The sequence below is a fragment of the Streptomyces sp. NPDC006385 genome (assembly GCF_040612485.1).
Classification (GTDB): domain Bacteria; phylum Actinomycetota; class Actinomycetes; order Streptomycetales; family Streptomycetaceae; genus Streptomyces.
This window is the reverse complement of sequence record NZ_JBEXQG010000010.1, coordinates 131,621-145,465: the sequence shown is the minus strand read 5'-3', so window position 1 is coordinate 145,465 and position 13,845 is coordinate 131,621. Positions and strand designations below refer to the sequence as shown.

Sequence of the window (13,845 nt, the reverse complement as noted above, 5' to 3'; positions counted from 1 at the left end):
TCGCATCCGGCGCGGGGCCGTCCGGGGTACCGGATCATCCGGGCCGTTCGCCGTAGGCGCTCAGCCCGCGACGAACGTACGCGCCGCCTTGTCGTGCAGGCACTGGTGCCACGGCCGGTCGAACAGGCACCACAGCACACCGACGACCCCGATCACGAGCAGGCCGGGGATGCTGTAGACGAGCCAGCGGCGCAGGGCCGCCCCGAACTCCGGGGGCTCGTGGGCCTCGATGTCCCGCACCTCCAGGCCGAACAGCTTCTTGCCCAGCGTGCGGCCCCACTTGGCGGTGGGCAGCGCCTCGTAGACGACGCCGAACACGAGCAGGACGGCCAGGATGATGCCCAGGTACACCGACGTCGTGCCGTCCAGCAGCCAGACGGTGACCGTCTCGCCGGAGAGCCTGGCCGCGTCGATCTTGTCGTTGACGTGGTCGATCGCCTTGGTGCCGAGCGGCACCGCGGCCACCGCGGTCACGGCGGCCAGCACCACGGTGTCCACCAGCCGCGCGGCCAGCCGCTTGCCGAGGCCGGCCGGGCGGGCCGACGCCTGGCGCAGGACGGCAGCCGCGAAAGGGTCCTCCCGCGGGGGCTTCCACGGCGCGACCGGCTGGTCGTCGCCGGACGGGCCCGCGAGCCGGTGGACCTGCTGCGCCCAGGAGGACTGACCGCCACCGGCCCCGGAGGTCACGGGCGCGGCGGACCCGGCGGCCGCGGACTGCGGGCCGGCCTGCTGGGGGACGCTCGGGGGAGCCTGCTGCGGGCCGGAGGGGGCCGTGGGAGCGGCGGTGGCGGCCTGGCCGGCGGCCGCGGCCTGGGCGCCCGCCTGAGCCTGTCCCTGGGCCGCCGCGGCGCGCTCGGCGGCGGCCTTCCCGGCACCGAAGCCGGGGCCCTGCGGGGCGCCGGCCGCCGAGGGGCGGTTCGCGTCCGGACGTGCGGCGCCCGAACCGGCGGACGCGCCCGTGCTCCCGGCCTGCGACCCGGCCGCCCCGCCCTGCCGCTCCGTGCGCGGGGACAGCGCGCGGATGGCCATGGTGCCGTCGGCGGGCGCGGGGCCGCCGGGGCTCGGGATGTGCGGTGTGGCCTGGCCCGGGGTGCCGGCCGCGGACGCTTCCCCGGGCGTCGCGGTGGGCCGGCGGATCATGAACGTGTTGCCGGAGTCGAGGTCGCCGGCGTCCGTGTCCGGCCGGCCGGGCGAGGCGCCGTCCGGCCGGGCCTGGCCGGCCGCCGCGCGCGGGTCCCCTGGGTCGCCGCCCTGGGCGCCCCAGGAGACGCGGTGGTCCTGGTCACCGCCGAAACCGGACTGCCGGGAGGGGTCGGCGCCCCAGGCGGACGCCGGCTCGGGGCGGCTGCCGTGCGCTGCGTCCGCGGCGGGCTCCCCGGCCGGTTCCTCGTCGAAGAAGTGCGGGCCCGTCTCCTCGACCGAGGCGGCCGGAGCGGCCGCGCCCGGCGGTGGGCTGAGCGTTTCGCCGTCGGTCGGTGCCGGACGGCTGGTGCCCGGCACCCAGGAGGCACCGTTCCAGTACCGGACATATCCAGGAATGGACGGGTCCGGGTAATACCCTTCGCGGGGCCTGTCGTCACCGGGGGCCGGGGTTGGGGCGCTCATGTCCGTCGTCCGGTATCTGCTCGAGGGTCGATTGGGGGCCTCCACATCTATCAGACCGACGCACCGCGCACCGCCAGTCCCGCCGGACCCACCCCTTTCCGGGCAACCTCGTACACGTACTTCACAACAGTGGAAGCGCCCGGAGAACAGGCCGGAGAACAGCCCGGAGAACAGGCCCGGAAAATTTTTCGGCGAACCCGCGTAATGATCCACCCGCCTCTTCCTCTCCACTCGTACGGGCCCGCCCGAAGGACCCGCACGCGTCACGGGAGAGGACACACACGCCATGCATCACACCGTCATCGAGCGCGAACTGGAGCTGAAGCTCATCCTGTCGCCGGAACGCAGCATCGCCGTCCCGGCCCGGCTGAGCTACCGCAGGGACGATCCGTACGCCGTCCACGTCACCTTCCACATCAACTCCGACCAGCCGGTGCACTGGACCTTCTCCCGCGATCTGCTCATCGAGGGGGTGTTCCGGCCGTGCGGGCACGGGGACGTCCGGGTGTGGCCGACGAGGGCCGAGGGCCGCGGCGTCGTGCTGATGGCGCTGAGTTCGCCGGACGGGGACGCCCTGCTGGAGGCGCCGGCGGCCCAGGTGTCGGCCTGGCTGGAGCGGACGTTGCGGATGGTGCCCCCGGGGTCGGAGGGCGAGCAGCTGGGGATCGACGACGCGCTCGACCATCTGCTCGCCCGGTGACCCGTGGGAGTCGGGGCCGGGACGCGGGTCAGAACAGCTTGCCCGGGTTGAGGATGCCCAGCGGGTCGAAGACCTGCTTGACGGCCCGCTGCATCTCGATCCCGACGGGGCCGATCTCGCGCGCCAGCCACTCCTTCTTCAGGACGCCCACGCCGTGCTCGCCGGTGATCGTGCCGCCGAGTTCCAGGCCGAGGGCCATGATCTCGTCGAAGGACTCGCGCGCGCGCCGGGACTCGTCGGCGTCGGCCGCGTCGAAGCAGACGGTCGGGTGGGTGTTGCCGTCGCCCGCGTGCGCGACGACCCCGATGGTGAGCTGGTGCTTCTCGGCGATCCGCTCGACGCCCTCGATCAGGTCGCCGAGCCTGGACCGGGGCACGCACACGTCGTCGATCATCGTCACGCCCCGCACCGCTTCGAGCGCGGTGAGGGACAACCGGCGTGCCTGGAGGAGGAGTTCGGACTCGGCCGCGTCGTCCGCCGGGACCACCTGGGTGGCGCCGGCCGCCTCGCACAGCGCGCCGACGGCGGCGAGGTCGGGGGCGGGGTCCGGGGTGTCGAAGGCGGCCAGCAGGAGGGCCTCGGTCGTCTCCGGCAGTCCCATGTCGGCGATGTCGTTGACGGCCTTGACCGTCGTACGGTCCATGATTTCGAGCAGCGACGGCACGTGGCCGCCCGCCATGATCCGGCACACGGCGTCGCAGGCGGCGGCCGCGGAGGCGAACTCCGCGGCGAGGACGAGCTGCTGGGGCGGCTGCGGCCTCAGGGCCAGGACGGCCCGGACGACGATGCCGAGCGAGCCCTCGGAGCCGACGAAGAGACGGGTCAGGTCGTAGCCCGCGACGCCCTTGGCGGTACGGCGGCCGGTGGACATCAGGCGTCCGTCGGCGAGGACGACGTCCAGGCCGAGGACGTACTCGGCCGTCACCCCGTACTTCACGCAGCACAGGCCGCCGGAGGCGGTGCCGATGTTGCCGCCGATGGTGCACATCTCCCAGCTGGAGGGGTCCGGCGGGTAGTACAGGCCGTGTTCGCCGACGGCGCGGGAGAGGGCGGCGTTGACGACGCCGGGCTCGACGACCGCGATCCGGTCGACGGGGTTGATCTCCAGGATGCGGTCCATCTTGGTCAGGGACAGCACGATGCAGCCGTCGGAGGCGTTGGCCGCGCCCGACAGGCCCGTGCGGGCGCCCTGCGGGACGACCGGGACGTGCAGTTCGGTGGCGGTGCGCATGACGTGCTGGACCTGTTCGACGGTGCGCGGCAGCACGACGGCGGCGGGGGCGCCGGCCGGGCAGAAGCTCGCCATGTCGTTGGCGTAGGAGGCCATGACGTCGGGGTCGGTGAGGACGGCCTCGTCGGGCAGGCCCGCGAGCAGCCGCTCGGTGAGGTCACCCTGGGCCTGGTGGGGTGCGGCTTCGATACGGCTCATGATCACAGCGTGACATCCGGGGCCATCGGTGTGAACCCCGTGTACGGCAGCCGCCGTAAGGCGGGTGTGGTTGTCGTATGGGACGCCTGGCTTGACGCACAGTGAGCGCCATGGAGGAAGACGCCTTGCAGGACGGACAGCGCACACCGGACGGCCGCCCGCGCGTCCGGCGGCGGGTGCTGATCGCCTCCGTGGCGGGGTGTGCCGTGCTCGGCGGGGTACTGGTGCTGCTGCCGTGGGAGTCGACCGGGACGCGGGAGGTGGCGCCGGCGCCGGGCGCGCAGGCGCTCGCCGCGGTCACCACGGGGGTTCCGGCCGCGCTGCCCGATCTGGCGGTGCTGATCGACGAGCGGGAGGCCCGGCTGCGGACGCATCCCAAGGACGCGGCGTCGTGGGCGGTGCTGGGGGCGGCGTATGTGGAGCAGGGGCGGCGGACCGCGGAGCCGGTGTACTACCCGAAGGCCGAGAAGGCGCTGCGTACGTCGCTGAAGGTGCGGGCGGGGAACGCCGAGGCGCTGGACGGCATGGCGGCGCTGGCGAACGCACGGCGGGACTTCCGGGCGGCGCGGACCTGGGCCGAGGCGGCGCTCAGGGCGGACCGCGGGCGGTGGACTACGTATCCGCAGCTGATCGACGCCTACCTGGGGCTGGGGAAGTACAAGGCGGCCGAGCGGACCCTGGACCGGCTGCTGGAGCTGCGTTCCGGGCCGGCGGTGCGGGCGCGGGCGGCGGCCGTCTACCGGGACCGGGGCCGGCGTGAGGACGCGGCGGCGGCGCTGTCCGACGCGGCGGCGGCGGCCGAGGCCCCGGCGGAACGGGCGGCGTATCTCGAACGGGCCGGGCAACTCGCCTGGGAGCGCGGCGACCTGGACGTGGCCCTGCGCCACTTCCAGGAGGCGGTGCGCCTCGACCCCGACCAGCGGGCCGCGCTCGCCGGGCAGGGGCGGACGCTGGCGGCGATGGGCCGCACGACGGAGGCGCTGAACGCCTACCGGGTGGCTCTCGCCAAGCAGCCGTGTCCCGAGTACGCCCTGGAACTGGGCGAGTTGTACGAGTCGCTGGGGCTGGGGCAGGCGGCGCGGGTGCAGTACGACCTGCTGCGGGAGCGGGCGGCGCGGGCCGCGGCCGGCGGGGTGGACGAGGAGCTGGTGCTGGGCCGCTTCGAGGCGGACCACGGGGACGCGCGGTCCGCCGTACGCCGGCTGCGGGCCGAGTGGCGGCGCCAGCCGGGAATCGCGGTGGCCGACGCGCTGGGCTGGGCGCTGCACCGGGCCGGGGAGCACAAGGAGGCGCTGAAGTTCGCCAGGGTGGCGACCGACAGGGCGCGTGGGGGTGCGGTGCGCAGCGCGCTGTACGTGTATCACCGGGGGATGATCGAGCGGGAACTGGAGCTGGCGGGGCCCGCGCGACGGCATCTGCGGGAGGCGCTGCGGATCAACCCGCACTTCTCACCGACGCGGACGCCGGTGGCGGAGGCGGCGCTGGAGGAACTGGGCGAGCCGTCCGTGGAGGACGTACCGGACATGCACGCGAAGGACGCGAAGCCGCGGAAGAGGTGAGCGCGGCCCCGCCGGGTCCGCCGGGCCTGCCGGGGTGGCCGCGCGCCCCGCCCTCACACCACCGCCGTGCCGATCAGTGCGTTGCGCGGTACCAGGCTCGCCAGTCGCTCCTCGCTCATCCCCTCCGTGCCCTCCGGGCGGCACGGCAGCACCATGTAGCGGGTCTCGGCGCTGGAGTCCCACACCGTGATCCGCACGTCGGCCGGCAGCTCCAGGCCGAACTCCGCCAGCACCGCCCGGGGTTCGCGGACCACCCGGGAGCGGTAGGCCTCGGACTTGTACCAGCTCGGGGACGGGCCGAGGAGGCGCAGGGGGTAGCAGGAGCAGAGGGTGCAGACGATGACGTTGTGCAGGGTGGCCGTGTTCTCGACCACGCGCAGGCGCTGATACGAGCCCTCCATGTACCCGAGTTCCCGGACCGCCGCCGTTGCGTCCCGCAGCAGACGGTCCTTGAACGCCCCGTCGGTCCAGGCCCGTGCCACCACGCGCGCCCCGTTCGCCGGGGACGACTCCGCGAGGAACGCGTCGATCGCCTCGTCCACCTTGTCGCCCGAGATCAGGCCCTTCTCCTCCAGCAGGGTCTCCAGCCGCCGTACTCGCCGGGCGATCGCCGCATCGGTGTGGTGGTCACCGCTCATCGTCACGGTCCTCTTCCAGATAGCTTTCCCACAGGTCCAGTACGACGTGATGGTCACCCACGCCCCACAGGTCACCGGCCTCGAAGCGGACCGCGTAGATCTGCTCCACCGGCGCGTCCGCTCGCCCCCGCGCGCTGACGTCGGCCAGTTCGGCCGGCCCCTCCGGCTCGACGACCACGCCCCGCTTGCCGCGCGCGTACCGGGGCAGCCGAGTGTGGTGCGGCGGGTCGTGGCGGAAGGTGCGCACGCGGGTGCCGGGCGGGAAGCGGTCAGTCATCCGGCTCACCCGGCTCGTCGAGCTCCCCCGGCGCCAGCACGCCCTTGCGCTCCAGCAGCGCGCAGATGGCGGTGAACCAGCGCTCGTAGTACGACGCCGCCAGATACTCCGCGGGCGGCATCGACTCGATCGCGTCCCGGAACTCGTTCGTGTTGAAGACGCCCTGCGCGCGCAGGGCGTTGGAGAGACCGACGACCCGCGCCTCCCAGTCCGCGCGGAAGGGCTCGGTGTCGTCGGTGGTGTCGACGGGACCGAAGCCCTCGACGCCGCCGACGTCGTTGATCCTGGCCATGGGGTCAGCGTATGGCCCACCGCTCAGGACGCGCGCGGCTTGAAGTAGATCGAGAACCTGCGCTCCCCCACCCTCCCCGAGCCGAGCCCCAGACACAGCCGTGCCCCGGAGCGGTGGCGCACGGCGAGGCCCTCCGGTTCGCGGTGGTCGAGGGAGTAGCCGGCCACGGTGCGCTGCCGGTCGATCAGCTCGCCGGTGCGGATGTCGAGGCAGGAGAGGTGGGCGTTGCCGCGCCGGGCAGGCGGGTTGGTCTTGGCGTCGTACGCGGTCCCGGCCAGCTGGTAGACGTGGTCGCCGTACAGGGCGTACCCCTGGAACGGGATCCTCGGGTCGGGATGCGCGCCGGTCTGCGGGAAGTCGGCGATCGGAGTGGAGTAGTCACGGGCGACGAACGCGTCGAGGTCCCAGACCCGGTAGCGGGGCGCGCCGTCGACGCGGTGGCGCACGGCGATGCGGTGCGAGGCCATGCACACCGACGGCTGGTTGGAGGTGGAGCCCGGGATCGGGTGGCGGACCTTGACGTGCTCGCGGGTGCGGACGGCGCCGTCGAAGAAGCGGAAGCGGGTGACGCCCCTGCCGTAGCCGTCCCTGGCGTCGGCCTCGGTCCAGATCCACACCGTGCCGTCGGACGCGTGCTGCACGCCCATGCTGACCCCGTGTCCGAAGCCCCGCAGCCACATGTGGCCCAGCCGCTTGCCCCGGTAGTCGAGCCGGTTGAGGCACAGGTCGCCGGCCGCGCCGCCGCCCCGGCGGAGCTGGAGGACGTACAGGTGCTGGTGGACCTCGTCGAAGGCGAACGACTGAAGGAGCGTGGGCTCCTTGAGCGTGTCCTTCTTCCACAGCCACCGCTCGGCCGGTGTGGTCAGGTCGAAGCGGTCGGTCACTCCTGCCTCCTCCGCTCGTGCGGACGCCCCCGTGGCGCCCGCACGAGCGGAGATACCCGACCGGCCCGCGATGGTTGCGCTTTCTACGGATTCAGAGGTTGCCGCGCTTGGCCTGCTCCCGCTCGATCGCCTCGAACAGCGCCTTGAAGTTGCCCTTGCCGAAGCCCATCGAGCCGTGCCGCTCGATGAGTTCGAAGAAGACGGTCGGACGGTCCTGGACCGGCTTGGTGAAGATCTGCAGCAGATAGCCGTCCTCGTCGCGGTCGGCGAGGATCTTCAGCTCGCGCAGGGTCTCCACGGGGACGCGGGTGTCGCCGACCCACTCGCCGAGGGTGTCGTAGTACGAGTCGGGGGTGTCGAGGAACTGCACGCCGGCCGCGCGCATGGTGCGGACCGTCTGCACGATGTCGTTGGTGTTCAGCGCGATGTGCTGGACGCCGGCACCGCCGTAGAACTCCAGGTACTCGTCGATCTGGGACTTCTTCTTGGCGAGGGCGGGCTCGTTGATCGGGAACTTGACCTTGAGCGTGCCGTCGGCCACGACCTTCGACATCAACGCGCTGTACTCGGTCGCGATGTCGTCGCCCACGAACTCCTTCATGTTCGTGAAGCCCATGACCTTGTTGTAGAAGCCGACCCATTCGTTCATGCGGCCGAGCTCGACATTGCCGACGCAGTGGTCGATGGCCTGGAAGGTGCGCTGGGCGGGCGGCTGGACCATCGGCGCGGCGGCGACGTAGCCCGGCAGGTACGGGCCGTCGTAGCCGGTGCGCTCGACGAGGGTGTGGCGGGTCTCGCCGTACGTCGCGATGGCGGCCAGCACGACGGTGCCGTGCTCGTCCTTCAGCTCGTACGGCTCGGCCACCGAGCGGGCGCCGTGTTCGAGGGCGTAGGCGTACGCGGCGCGCGCGTCCGGCACCTCGATGGCGAGGTCGATGACGCCGTCGCCGTGCTCGGCCACGTGCCGGGCGAGGAAGTGGCCCCAGGTGGTGGCGGGCTTGATGACGGAGGTGAGGACGAAACGGGCGGAGCCGTTCTCCAGCACATAGCTCGCGGTCTCGCGGCTGCCGTTCTCCGGTCCGGAGTAGGCCACGAGGCGCATGCCGAAGGCGGTCGAGTAGTAGTGCGCCGCCTGCTTGGCGTTGCCCACGGCGAAGACGACCGCGTCCATTCCCTTGACCGGGAAGGGGTCGGCCTGCCGGGCGGTGTCGGGAGTGTGGTGTGTGGTCTGCGTCATAGGCGCAGCCTCACTCCGGTGCGGCAAGGTGCGCAATAGTTTGCGTGATCACTGGGCAATCTGTTCAGTGTCGGGCCGGTGCGCGCGGGCTTTCTGTGCAGGATGACCACCGGGAAGCGGGAGAGAGGGCGGGCTGTCGTGGCGATCGATCATCTGGACGGGCGGATCATCGTGCTGCTGGCGCGGGAGCCGCGGATCGGGGTGCTGGAGATGTCCCGGCGGCTGGGCGTGGCCCGCGGGACCGTGCAGGCGCGGCTGGACCGGCTTCAGTCGAACGGAGTCATCCGCGGATTCGGTCCCGAGGTGGATCCGGCCGCGCTCGGCTACCCGGTCACCGCCTTCGCCACGCTCCAGATCAGGCAGGGGCAAGGAGCCGACGTACGGGCCCACTTGGCGACCGTGCCGGAGGTGCTGGAGCTGCTCACGACCACCGGGACCGGGGACATGCTGTGCCGGCTCGTGGCGCGTTCCAACGCCGATCTCCAGCGTGTGATCGACCGGGTCGTCGGTTTCGATGGGATCGTCCGGGCCTCCACCGCGATCGTGATGGAGAACCCCGTGCCGCTGCGGATCATCCCGTTGGTGGAGCAGGCGGCCGAGGACCGGGAGAGGACGAGCTAGCCGACGTGGTGAGCGGGGTGAGCGGATGTGACCTTCTGGGAGTACCTGGACAACCGTCACCAGCAGCTGCTCACCGACGCCTACCAGCACGCCAGTGCCGTCTTCCAGTGCATGGTCGTGGCGGCCGTGCTCGGGGTGCTGATCGGCGTCGCCACGTATGAGAGCGCCTGGGCCGGCAACCTCGCCGCGTTGTCCACCTCGACCGTTCTGACCGTTCCGTCGCTCGCGATGATCGGTCTGCTCGTCCCGATCGTGGGGCTGGGGGTGGCGCCCACGGTGATCACGTTGACGCTGTACGGGCTGCTGCCGATCGTGCGCAACGCGATCGTCGGCCTGCGCGGGGTCGATCCGTCGCTGGTGGACGCGGCCCGCGGCATCGGCATGTCGCGCCCAGCCCGGCTGCTGCGGGTCGAGCTGCCGCTGGCCTGGCCGCCGATCCTGACCGGGATCCGGGTCGCGACGCAGATGCTGATGGGCATCGCGGCGATCGCGGCGTACGCCTCCGGACCCGGCCTCGGCAATGTGATCTTCCGCGGTCTCGCCTCGCTGGGCAGCGCGAACGCGCTCAACCAGGTCCTCGCGGGCACCCTCGCCATCATCGTCCTGGCGCTGCTGTTCGACGCCGCGTACGTGCTGATCGGGCGGCTGACGATACCGAGGGGGATCCGTGTCTGAGACCACCGCTCAGGGCACCCGTCACGACGGCCGTCAGGACGGCCGTGATGACGACCGTCAGGACGGTCATCACGGCGCCTCCATCGAGCTGGAGAACCTGACCAAGCGGTACCCGGGCAATCCGCAGCCGGCCGTGGACAACGTGAGCATGGAGATCAAGGCGGGCGAGGTCGTCGTCTTCGTCGGCCCCTCGGGCTGCGGGAAGTCCACCACGCTCAAGATGATCAACCGGCTGATCGAACCGACCGCCGGCCGTATCCGCATCGGCGGCGAGGACGTCACCGACATCGACCCGGTGAAGCTGCGCCGGAAGGTCGGCTACGCCATCCAGTCCGCCGGCCTCTTCCCGCACATGACGGTCGCGCAGAACATCGCCCTCGTGCCGAAGATGATCGGCTGGCCGAAGGCACGGATCAGCGCGCGGATCGAGGAGCTGCTCGACCTCGTCGGGCTCGACCCCGGCGAGTTCCACGGCCGCTACCCGCGTCAGCTCTCCGGCGGCCAGCAGCAACGCGTGGGCGTGGCGCGGGCGTTGGCGGCCGATCCCCCGGTGCTGCTGATGGACGAGCCGTTCGGGGCGGTCGACCCGATCACCCGTGATCACCTCCAGGACGAGTTGATCAGGCTCCAGCACGAGCTGCACAAGACGATCGTCTTCGTCACGCACGACTTCGACGAGGCGATCAAGCTCGGTGACCGTATCGCCGTGCTGCGCGAACGGTCGCACATCGCTCAGTTCGACACCCCGGAGGCGATCCTCACCAACCCGGCGGACGACTTCGTGTCGGGGTTCGTCGGGGCCGGCGCGGCGCTGAAGCGGCTGAATCTGACCCGGGTACGGGACGTGGAGATCACCGACTATCCGACGGCGACCGTCGACGAGCCGCTCCAGCAGATCTTCACCAGCCTGCGGGCGAGCGGCACCAACGAGGTCCTGCTGCTCGACAGGCGCGGACGGCCCTACAAGTGGCTCCGGCGCGGCGACATGATGCGGGCCAAGGGTTCGCTGGCGCGGGCGGGCACGCTCGTGCACGACACGGTGACCCGGGACGCGACCCTGCGCGACGCCCTGGAGGCCGTGCTGACCGACAGCGCGGGCCGGGTGGCCGTGACCGGGCGGCGCGGTGAGTACACGGGCGTCGTCGACATGGAGACGCTGATCAACTCCGTGCACGAGCTGCTGGAGGCCGACCGGCTGGAGGCGCTGGAGGCCCAGCACGAGCTGGAGGTCGCCCGCAGCGACCGCACCCATGCCGAGCAGGAGGGCGACGGAGGGGAGAAGAAGGCGTGAGCGCTCCTGAGGCCCCCGACCTGGAGGAGACGGAGGAGACCGCCGGAACCCCCGCTGCGGCGCAAGCCCCCGCCGGCAGGCTGAGCCGGCAGAAGCTGACCTTCCTGCCGGCCTTCCTCGTCGCTCTGCTGCTCGCGACCTGGCTGTGGTTCCAGCAGGCCGACCTCGACCCGGTCTCCGAGAACGCGCTGTCCGACGGCCAGGTCTCCCAGGCCCTGTGGGAGCACATCGAACTGACGGCGATCTCCACCTTCTTCGTGCTGGTCATCGCGATCCCGCTGGGCATCCTGCTCACCCGGCGGACGTTCCGCAAAGCGACCCCGGTGGCCATGGCCGTCGCCAACATGGGCCAGGCGACGCCCGCGATCGGGCTGCTCGCCCTGCTGGTGATCTGGCTGGGCATCGGCCGCCGGGCCGCCCTCATCGGCATGATCGGCTACGCCGTGCTGCCCGTGCTGTCCAACACGATCGCCGGGCTCAAGGCGAACGACCCGACCCTGCTGGAGGCGGCGCGCGGCATCGGCATGTCACCGGCGGGGGTGCTGACGCGGGTGGAGCTGCCGCTGGCCGTACCACTGATCCTGGCGGGCGTGCGAACGGCGCTGGTCCTCAACGTCGGCACGGCGACCCTGGCGGTGTTCGGCGGGGGCGGCGGCCTGGGCGTACTGATCACGGCCGGCATCACCAACCAGCGCATGCCGGTGCTGGTACTCGGCTCGATCCTCACCGTCGCCCTCGCCCTACTGGTGGACTGGCTGGCGTCCCTGGCCGAACTGCTGCTGCGGCCACGGGGGTTGACGTGAGGCGGCGGCTTACGGGTCTGCTCGCGGTGGGGTTGCTGGCGTCGGCCCCGGGTTGTGGTCTGACCAGCGGCTCCCCCATGGCCGACGATGTGCGACCCGGCGTGATCGGACGCGGTGAGCCGCTGGCGGGTGCGAACCTGACGGTGACGTCGAAGTCGTTCACCGAGCAGCTCGTCCTCGGCGCGATCATGGGCATCGCCTTCCAGGCGGCGGGCGCGGAGGTGCTCGACCGCACCGGCATCCAGGGCTCCATCGGCAGCCGCGAGGCGGTGGTCAAGGGCGACGCGGACGCCGGGTACGAGTACACGGGCACGGCCTGGATCACGTACCTGGGCCACAGCGAGCCCATCCCCGACCCGCACGCGCAGTGGGAGGCGGTGCGCAAGGCCGACGCGGTGAACGGGGTGACCTGGCTGGCGCCCTCCACGCTGAACAACACCTATGCCCTGGCGATGAACCAGGCGAACCACAAGAAGTACGGCACGAACACGCTGTCCGACGTGGCCGCGCTGTCGAAGTCGGATACGGGCGCCGTGACGCTGTGCGTGGAGGTCGAGTTCGCCAACCGGGCGGACGGGCTGCGGGGGATGCAGCGGGAGTACGGGATGAGCGTGCCGACGGGGAACATCACGCAGATGGACACCGGGATCATCTACACGCAGGCCGCGAAGGGGAGTTGCGCCTACGGGGAGGTCTTCACGACGGACGGGCGCATCAAGTCGATGAACCTGGTGGTGATGGACGACGACAGGAAGTTCTTCCCCAACTACAACGCGGCCCCGATGATCAACACCAGGACGCTGGAGAAGTGGCCGGCGATCGCGGACATCCTCGACCCGATCAGCAAGAAGCTGAACAACTCGGTGGCGCGGGACCTGAACGCGAAGGTGGACGTGGAGGGGGAGGATCCGCATCAGGTGGCGTTGGAGTGGATGAAGGAGGAGGGGTTCGTGCGATAGCGGGCCACGAGGACCCGCTCCAAGGAACCCGCTCCAAGGAACCCGTCCCACGCCGGAGCGGGCGACTCGGGGCGGCGCACTAGCAGCCGGGCACCGCGCCCTTCCCCGACTCCAGCGCCCGCAACGCGCTCACCGCCCCCTTCAGCGTCGTCACCGGGATCAGCCGCAGGCCCTTCGGCAGTTCCGCCTCCGCGTCGGAGCACTCCGCCTTCGGTACCAGGAAGACCGTCGCCCCGTCCCGCCTGGCCGCCTGGGTCTTCAGGGACACGCCCCCGACCGCCCCGACCTTGCCGGTGGCGTCGATCGTGCCCGTACCGGCGATCGTGCGGCCGCCGGTGAGGTCGCCGCCGGCGCCGTCGCCCTTCAGCTTGTCGATGATGCCCAGGGAGAACAGCAGGCCGGCGCTGGGGCCGCCCACGTCCGCGAGCTTCAGGGTGACCTTGATGTCCTTGCCGTTCAGGCCCAGGTGGTTCAGCGCGGCCTCGGTCGCGGCGTCCTGGGACTCCTTCATCTGCTCGGTGTTGTACTGCTCGATCTCCCGGGTGCTGCGGCCGCTCGGGTACACCGCGTCGCGCGGCATGACCGCCCGGTCCGTACGGAACCAGGCGTCGATCACGTCGCCGAGCGTGACGTCCGTGTCGGGCGACGTGGCCGTGATGGTCGTCATGCGTAGCTGGCCGCTGGTGTCACGGGTCGGCGCACCGGAGATCGTGATCACCGGGTCGCCCCTGTCCTCGCCGAGCACGTTCGTCGTCTGGCCGGGCTGCGTCAGTGAGAACGGCAGCGGCGCGAACGCGGCCGTGGCGAGCAGGGCCACGACCGGCAGGGCACAGACGGCGGCGGCCCGTGGGCGCGTGAGGCGAGAGAGCACGGGA

At 71.8% G+C, this 13,845-nt stretch carries 15 protein-coding genes; 7 read left to right on the top strand and 8 right to left on the bottom strand.

Annotated elements, in window-relative coordinates:
* Positions 1-60 precede the first annotated feature (60 nt).
* A complete protein-coding gene (locus ABZ078_RS10835) occupies positions 61-1,605 on the bottom strand; it encodes an RDD family protein (protein ID WP_356573788.1) in 1,545 nt (514 codons plus the stop codon).
* A gap of 286 nt (positions 1,606-1,891) precedes the next feature.
* Here ABZ078_RS10835 and ABZ078_RS10830 point away from each other — a divergent pair, with 286 nt between their 5' ends.
* On the top strand, positions 1,892-2,305 hold the full coding sequence (locus tag ABZ078_RS10830) for an SsgA family sporulation/cell division regulator (RefSeq protein ID WP_356573786.1): 414 nt from the start codon (positions 1,892-1,894) through the stop codon (positions 2,303-2,305).
* Positions 2,306-2,333: 28 nt separating this feature from the next.
* On the opposite strand, the gene ABZ078_RS10825 is transcribed toward ABZ078_RS10830, so the two are convergent.
* On the bottom strand, positions 2,334-3,740 hold the full coding sequence (locus tag ABZ078_RS10825) for an FAD-linked oxidase C-terminal domain-containing protein (protein WP_356573784.1): 1,407 nt from the start codon (positions 3,738-3,740) through the stop codon (positions 2,334-2,336).
* A gap of 104 nt (positions 3,741-3,844) precedes the next feature.
* On the opposite strand from ABZ078_RS10825, the gene ABZ078_RS10820 reads away from it, so the two are divergent.
* Positions 3,845-5,293, top strand: coding sequence for a tetratricopeptide repeat protein (locus ABZ078_RS10820; protein ID WP_356573782.1), 1,449 nt, complete (start codon positions 3,845-3,847; stop codon positions 5,291-5,293).
* 53 nt (positions 5,294-5,346) lie between these two features.
* On the opposite strand, the gene nthA is transcribed toward ABZ078_RS10820, so the two are convergent.
* The 5 genes from nthA to hppD all read right to left on the bottom strand — a co-directional run bounded on the left by nthA (position 5,347) and on the right by hppD (position 8,621).
* Positions 5,347-5,931, bottom strand: a complete 585-nt coding sequence (nthA, locus tag ABZ078_RS10815; protein ID WP_356573780.1) for a nitrile hydratase subunit alpha — start codon at positions 5,929-5,931, stop codon at positions 5,347-5,349.
* Positions 5,921-6,208, bottom strand: coding sequence for an SH3-like domain-containing protein (locus tag ABZ078_RS10810; RefSeq protein WP_356573778.1), 288 nt, complete (start codon positions 6,206-6,208; stop codon positions 5,921-5,923). Before ABZ078_RS10810 ends, nthA begins: the two co-directional genes overlap by 11 nt.
* Positions 6,201-6,500: a hypothetical protein gene (locus ABZ078_RS10805; RefSeq protein WP_356573776.1), complete on the bottom strand. Its 300-nt coding sequence runs from the start codon at positions 6,498-6,500 to the stop codon at positions 6,201-6,203. Before ABZ078_RS10805 ends, ABZ078_RS10810 begins: the two co-directional genes overlap by 8 nt.
* 23 nt (positions 6,501-6,523) lie before the next feature.
* Positions 6,524-7,384, bottom strand: coding sequence for a Teichoic acid biosynthesis protein C (Precursor) (locus ABZ078_RS10800; protein WP_356573774.1), 861 nt, complete (start codon positions 7,382-7,384; stop codon positions 6,524-6,526).
* A 91-nt stretch (positions 7,385-7,475) separates the two neighbouring features.
* A complete protein-coding gene (gene hppD / locus ABZ078_RS10795) occupies positions 7,476-8,621 on the bottom strand; it encodes a 4-hydroxyphenylpyruvate dioxygenase (protein ID WP_356573772.1) in 1,146 nt (381 codons plus the stop codon).
* 138 nt (positions 8,622-8,759) lie between these two features.
* Here hppD and ABZ078_RS10790 point away from each other — a divergent pair, with 138 nt between their 5' ends.
* The 5 genes from ABZ078_RS10790 to ABZ078_RS10770 all read left to right on the top strand — a co-directional run bounded on the left by ABZ078_RS10790 (position 8,760) and on the right by ABZ078_RS10770 (position 12,970).
* Positions 8,760-9,242 (top strand): Lrp/AsnC family transcriptional regulator, encoded by a 483-nt coding sequence (locus ABZ078_RS10790; RefSeq protein WP_356573770.1) that lies wholly within the window; start codon positions 8,760-8,762, stop codon positions 9,240-9,242.
* Between the two features lie 27 nt (positions 9,243-9,269).
* The gene (locus tag ABZ078_RS10785; protein ID WP_356573768.1) at positions 9,270-9,917 is read left to right on the top strand and encodes an ABC transporter permease; all 648 of its coding nucleotides are present in this window, start codon (positions 9,270-9,272) and stop codon (positions 9,915-9,917) included.
* Between the two features lie 82 nt (positions 9,918-9,999).
* The gene (locus ABZ078_RS10780; protein WP_356573928.1) at positions 10,000-11,208 is read left to right on the top strand and encodes a betaine/proline/choline family ABC transporter ATP-binding protein; all 1,209 of its coding nucleotides are present in this window, start codon (positions 10,000-10,002) and stop codon (positions 11,206-11,208) included.
* Positions 11,205-12,011 (top strand): ABC transporter permease, encoded by an 807-nt coding sequence (locus tag ABZ078_RS10775; protein WP_356573767.1) that lies wholly within the window; start codon positions 11,205-11,207, stop codon positions 12,009-12,011. The genes ABZ078_RS10780 and ABZ078_RS10775 overlap by 4 nt, the downstream gene beginning before the upstream one ends.
* Complete coding sequence (locus tag ABZ078_RS10770) at positions 12,008-12,970, top strand: glycine betaine ABC transporter substrate-binding protein (protein ID WP_356573765.1); 963 nt, start codon at positions 12,008-12,010, stop codon at positions 12,968-12,970. The genes ABZ078_RS10775 and ABZ078_RS10770 overlap by 4 nt, the downstream gene beginning before the upstream one ends.
* 79 nt (positions 12,971-13,049) lie before the next feature.
* On the opposite strand, the gene ABZ078_RS10765 is transcribed toward ABZ078_RS10770, so the two are convergent.
* Positions 13,050-13,841 carry a S16 family serine protease gene (locus ABZ078_RS10765; protein ID WP_356573763.1) on the bottom strand — a complete coding sequence of 264 codons (792 nt, stop codon included), beginning with the start codon at positions 13,839-13,841 and terminating at the stop codon, positions 13,050-13,052.
* Positions 13,842-13,845: the final 4 nt, after the last annotated feature.

Coding starts and splice junctions, on each gene's coding strand:
- hppD (WP_356573772.1), bottom strand. CDS start 8,621: ATGACGCAGACCACACACCACACTCCCGACACCGCCCGGCAGGCCGAC.
- ABZ078_RS10820 (WP_356573782.1), top strand. CDS start 3,845: ATGGAGGAAGACGCCTTGCAGGACGGACAGCGCACACCGGACGGCCGC.
- ABZ078_RS10810 (WP_356573778.1), bottom strand. CDS start 6,208: ATGACTGACCGCTTCCCGCCCGGCACCCGCGTGCGCACCTTCCGCCAC.
- nthA (WP_356573780.1), bottom strand. CDS start 5,931: ATGAGCGGTGACCACCACACCGATGCGGCGATCGCCCGGCGAGTACGG.
- ABZ078_RS10830 (WP_356573786.1), top strand. CDS start 1,892: ATGCATCACACCGTCATCGAGCGCGAACTGGAGCTGAAGCTCATCCTG.
- ABZ078_RS10835 (WP_356573788.1), bottom strand. CDS start 1,605: ATGAGCGCCCCAACCCCGGCCCCCGGTGACGACAGGCCCCGCGAAGGG.
- ABZ078_RS10805 (WP_356573776.1), bottom strand. CDS start 6,500: ATGGCCAGGATCAACGACGTCGGCGGCGTCGAGGGCTTCGGTCCCGTC.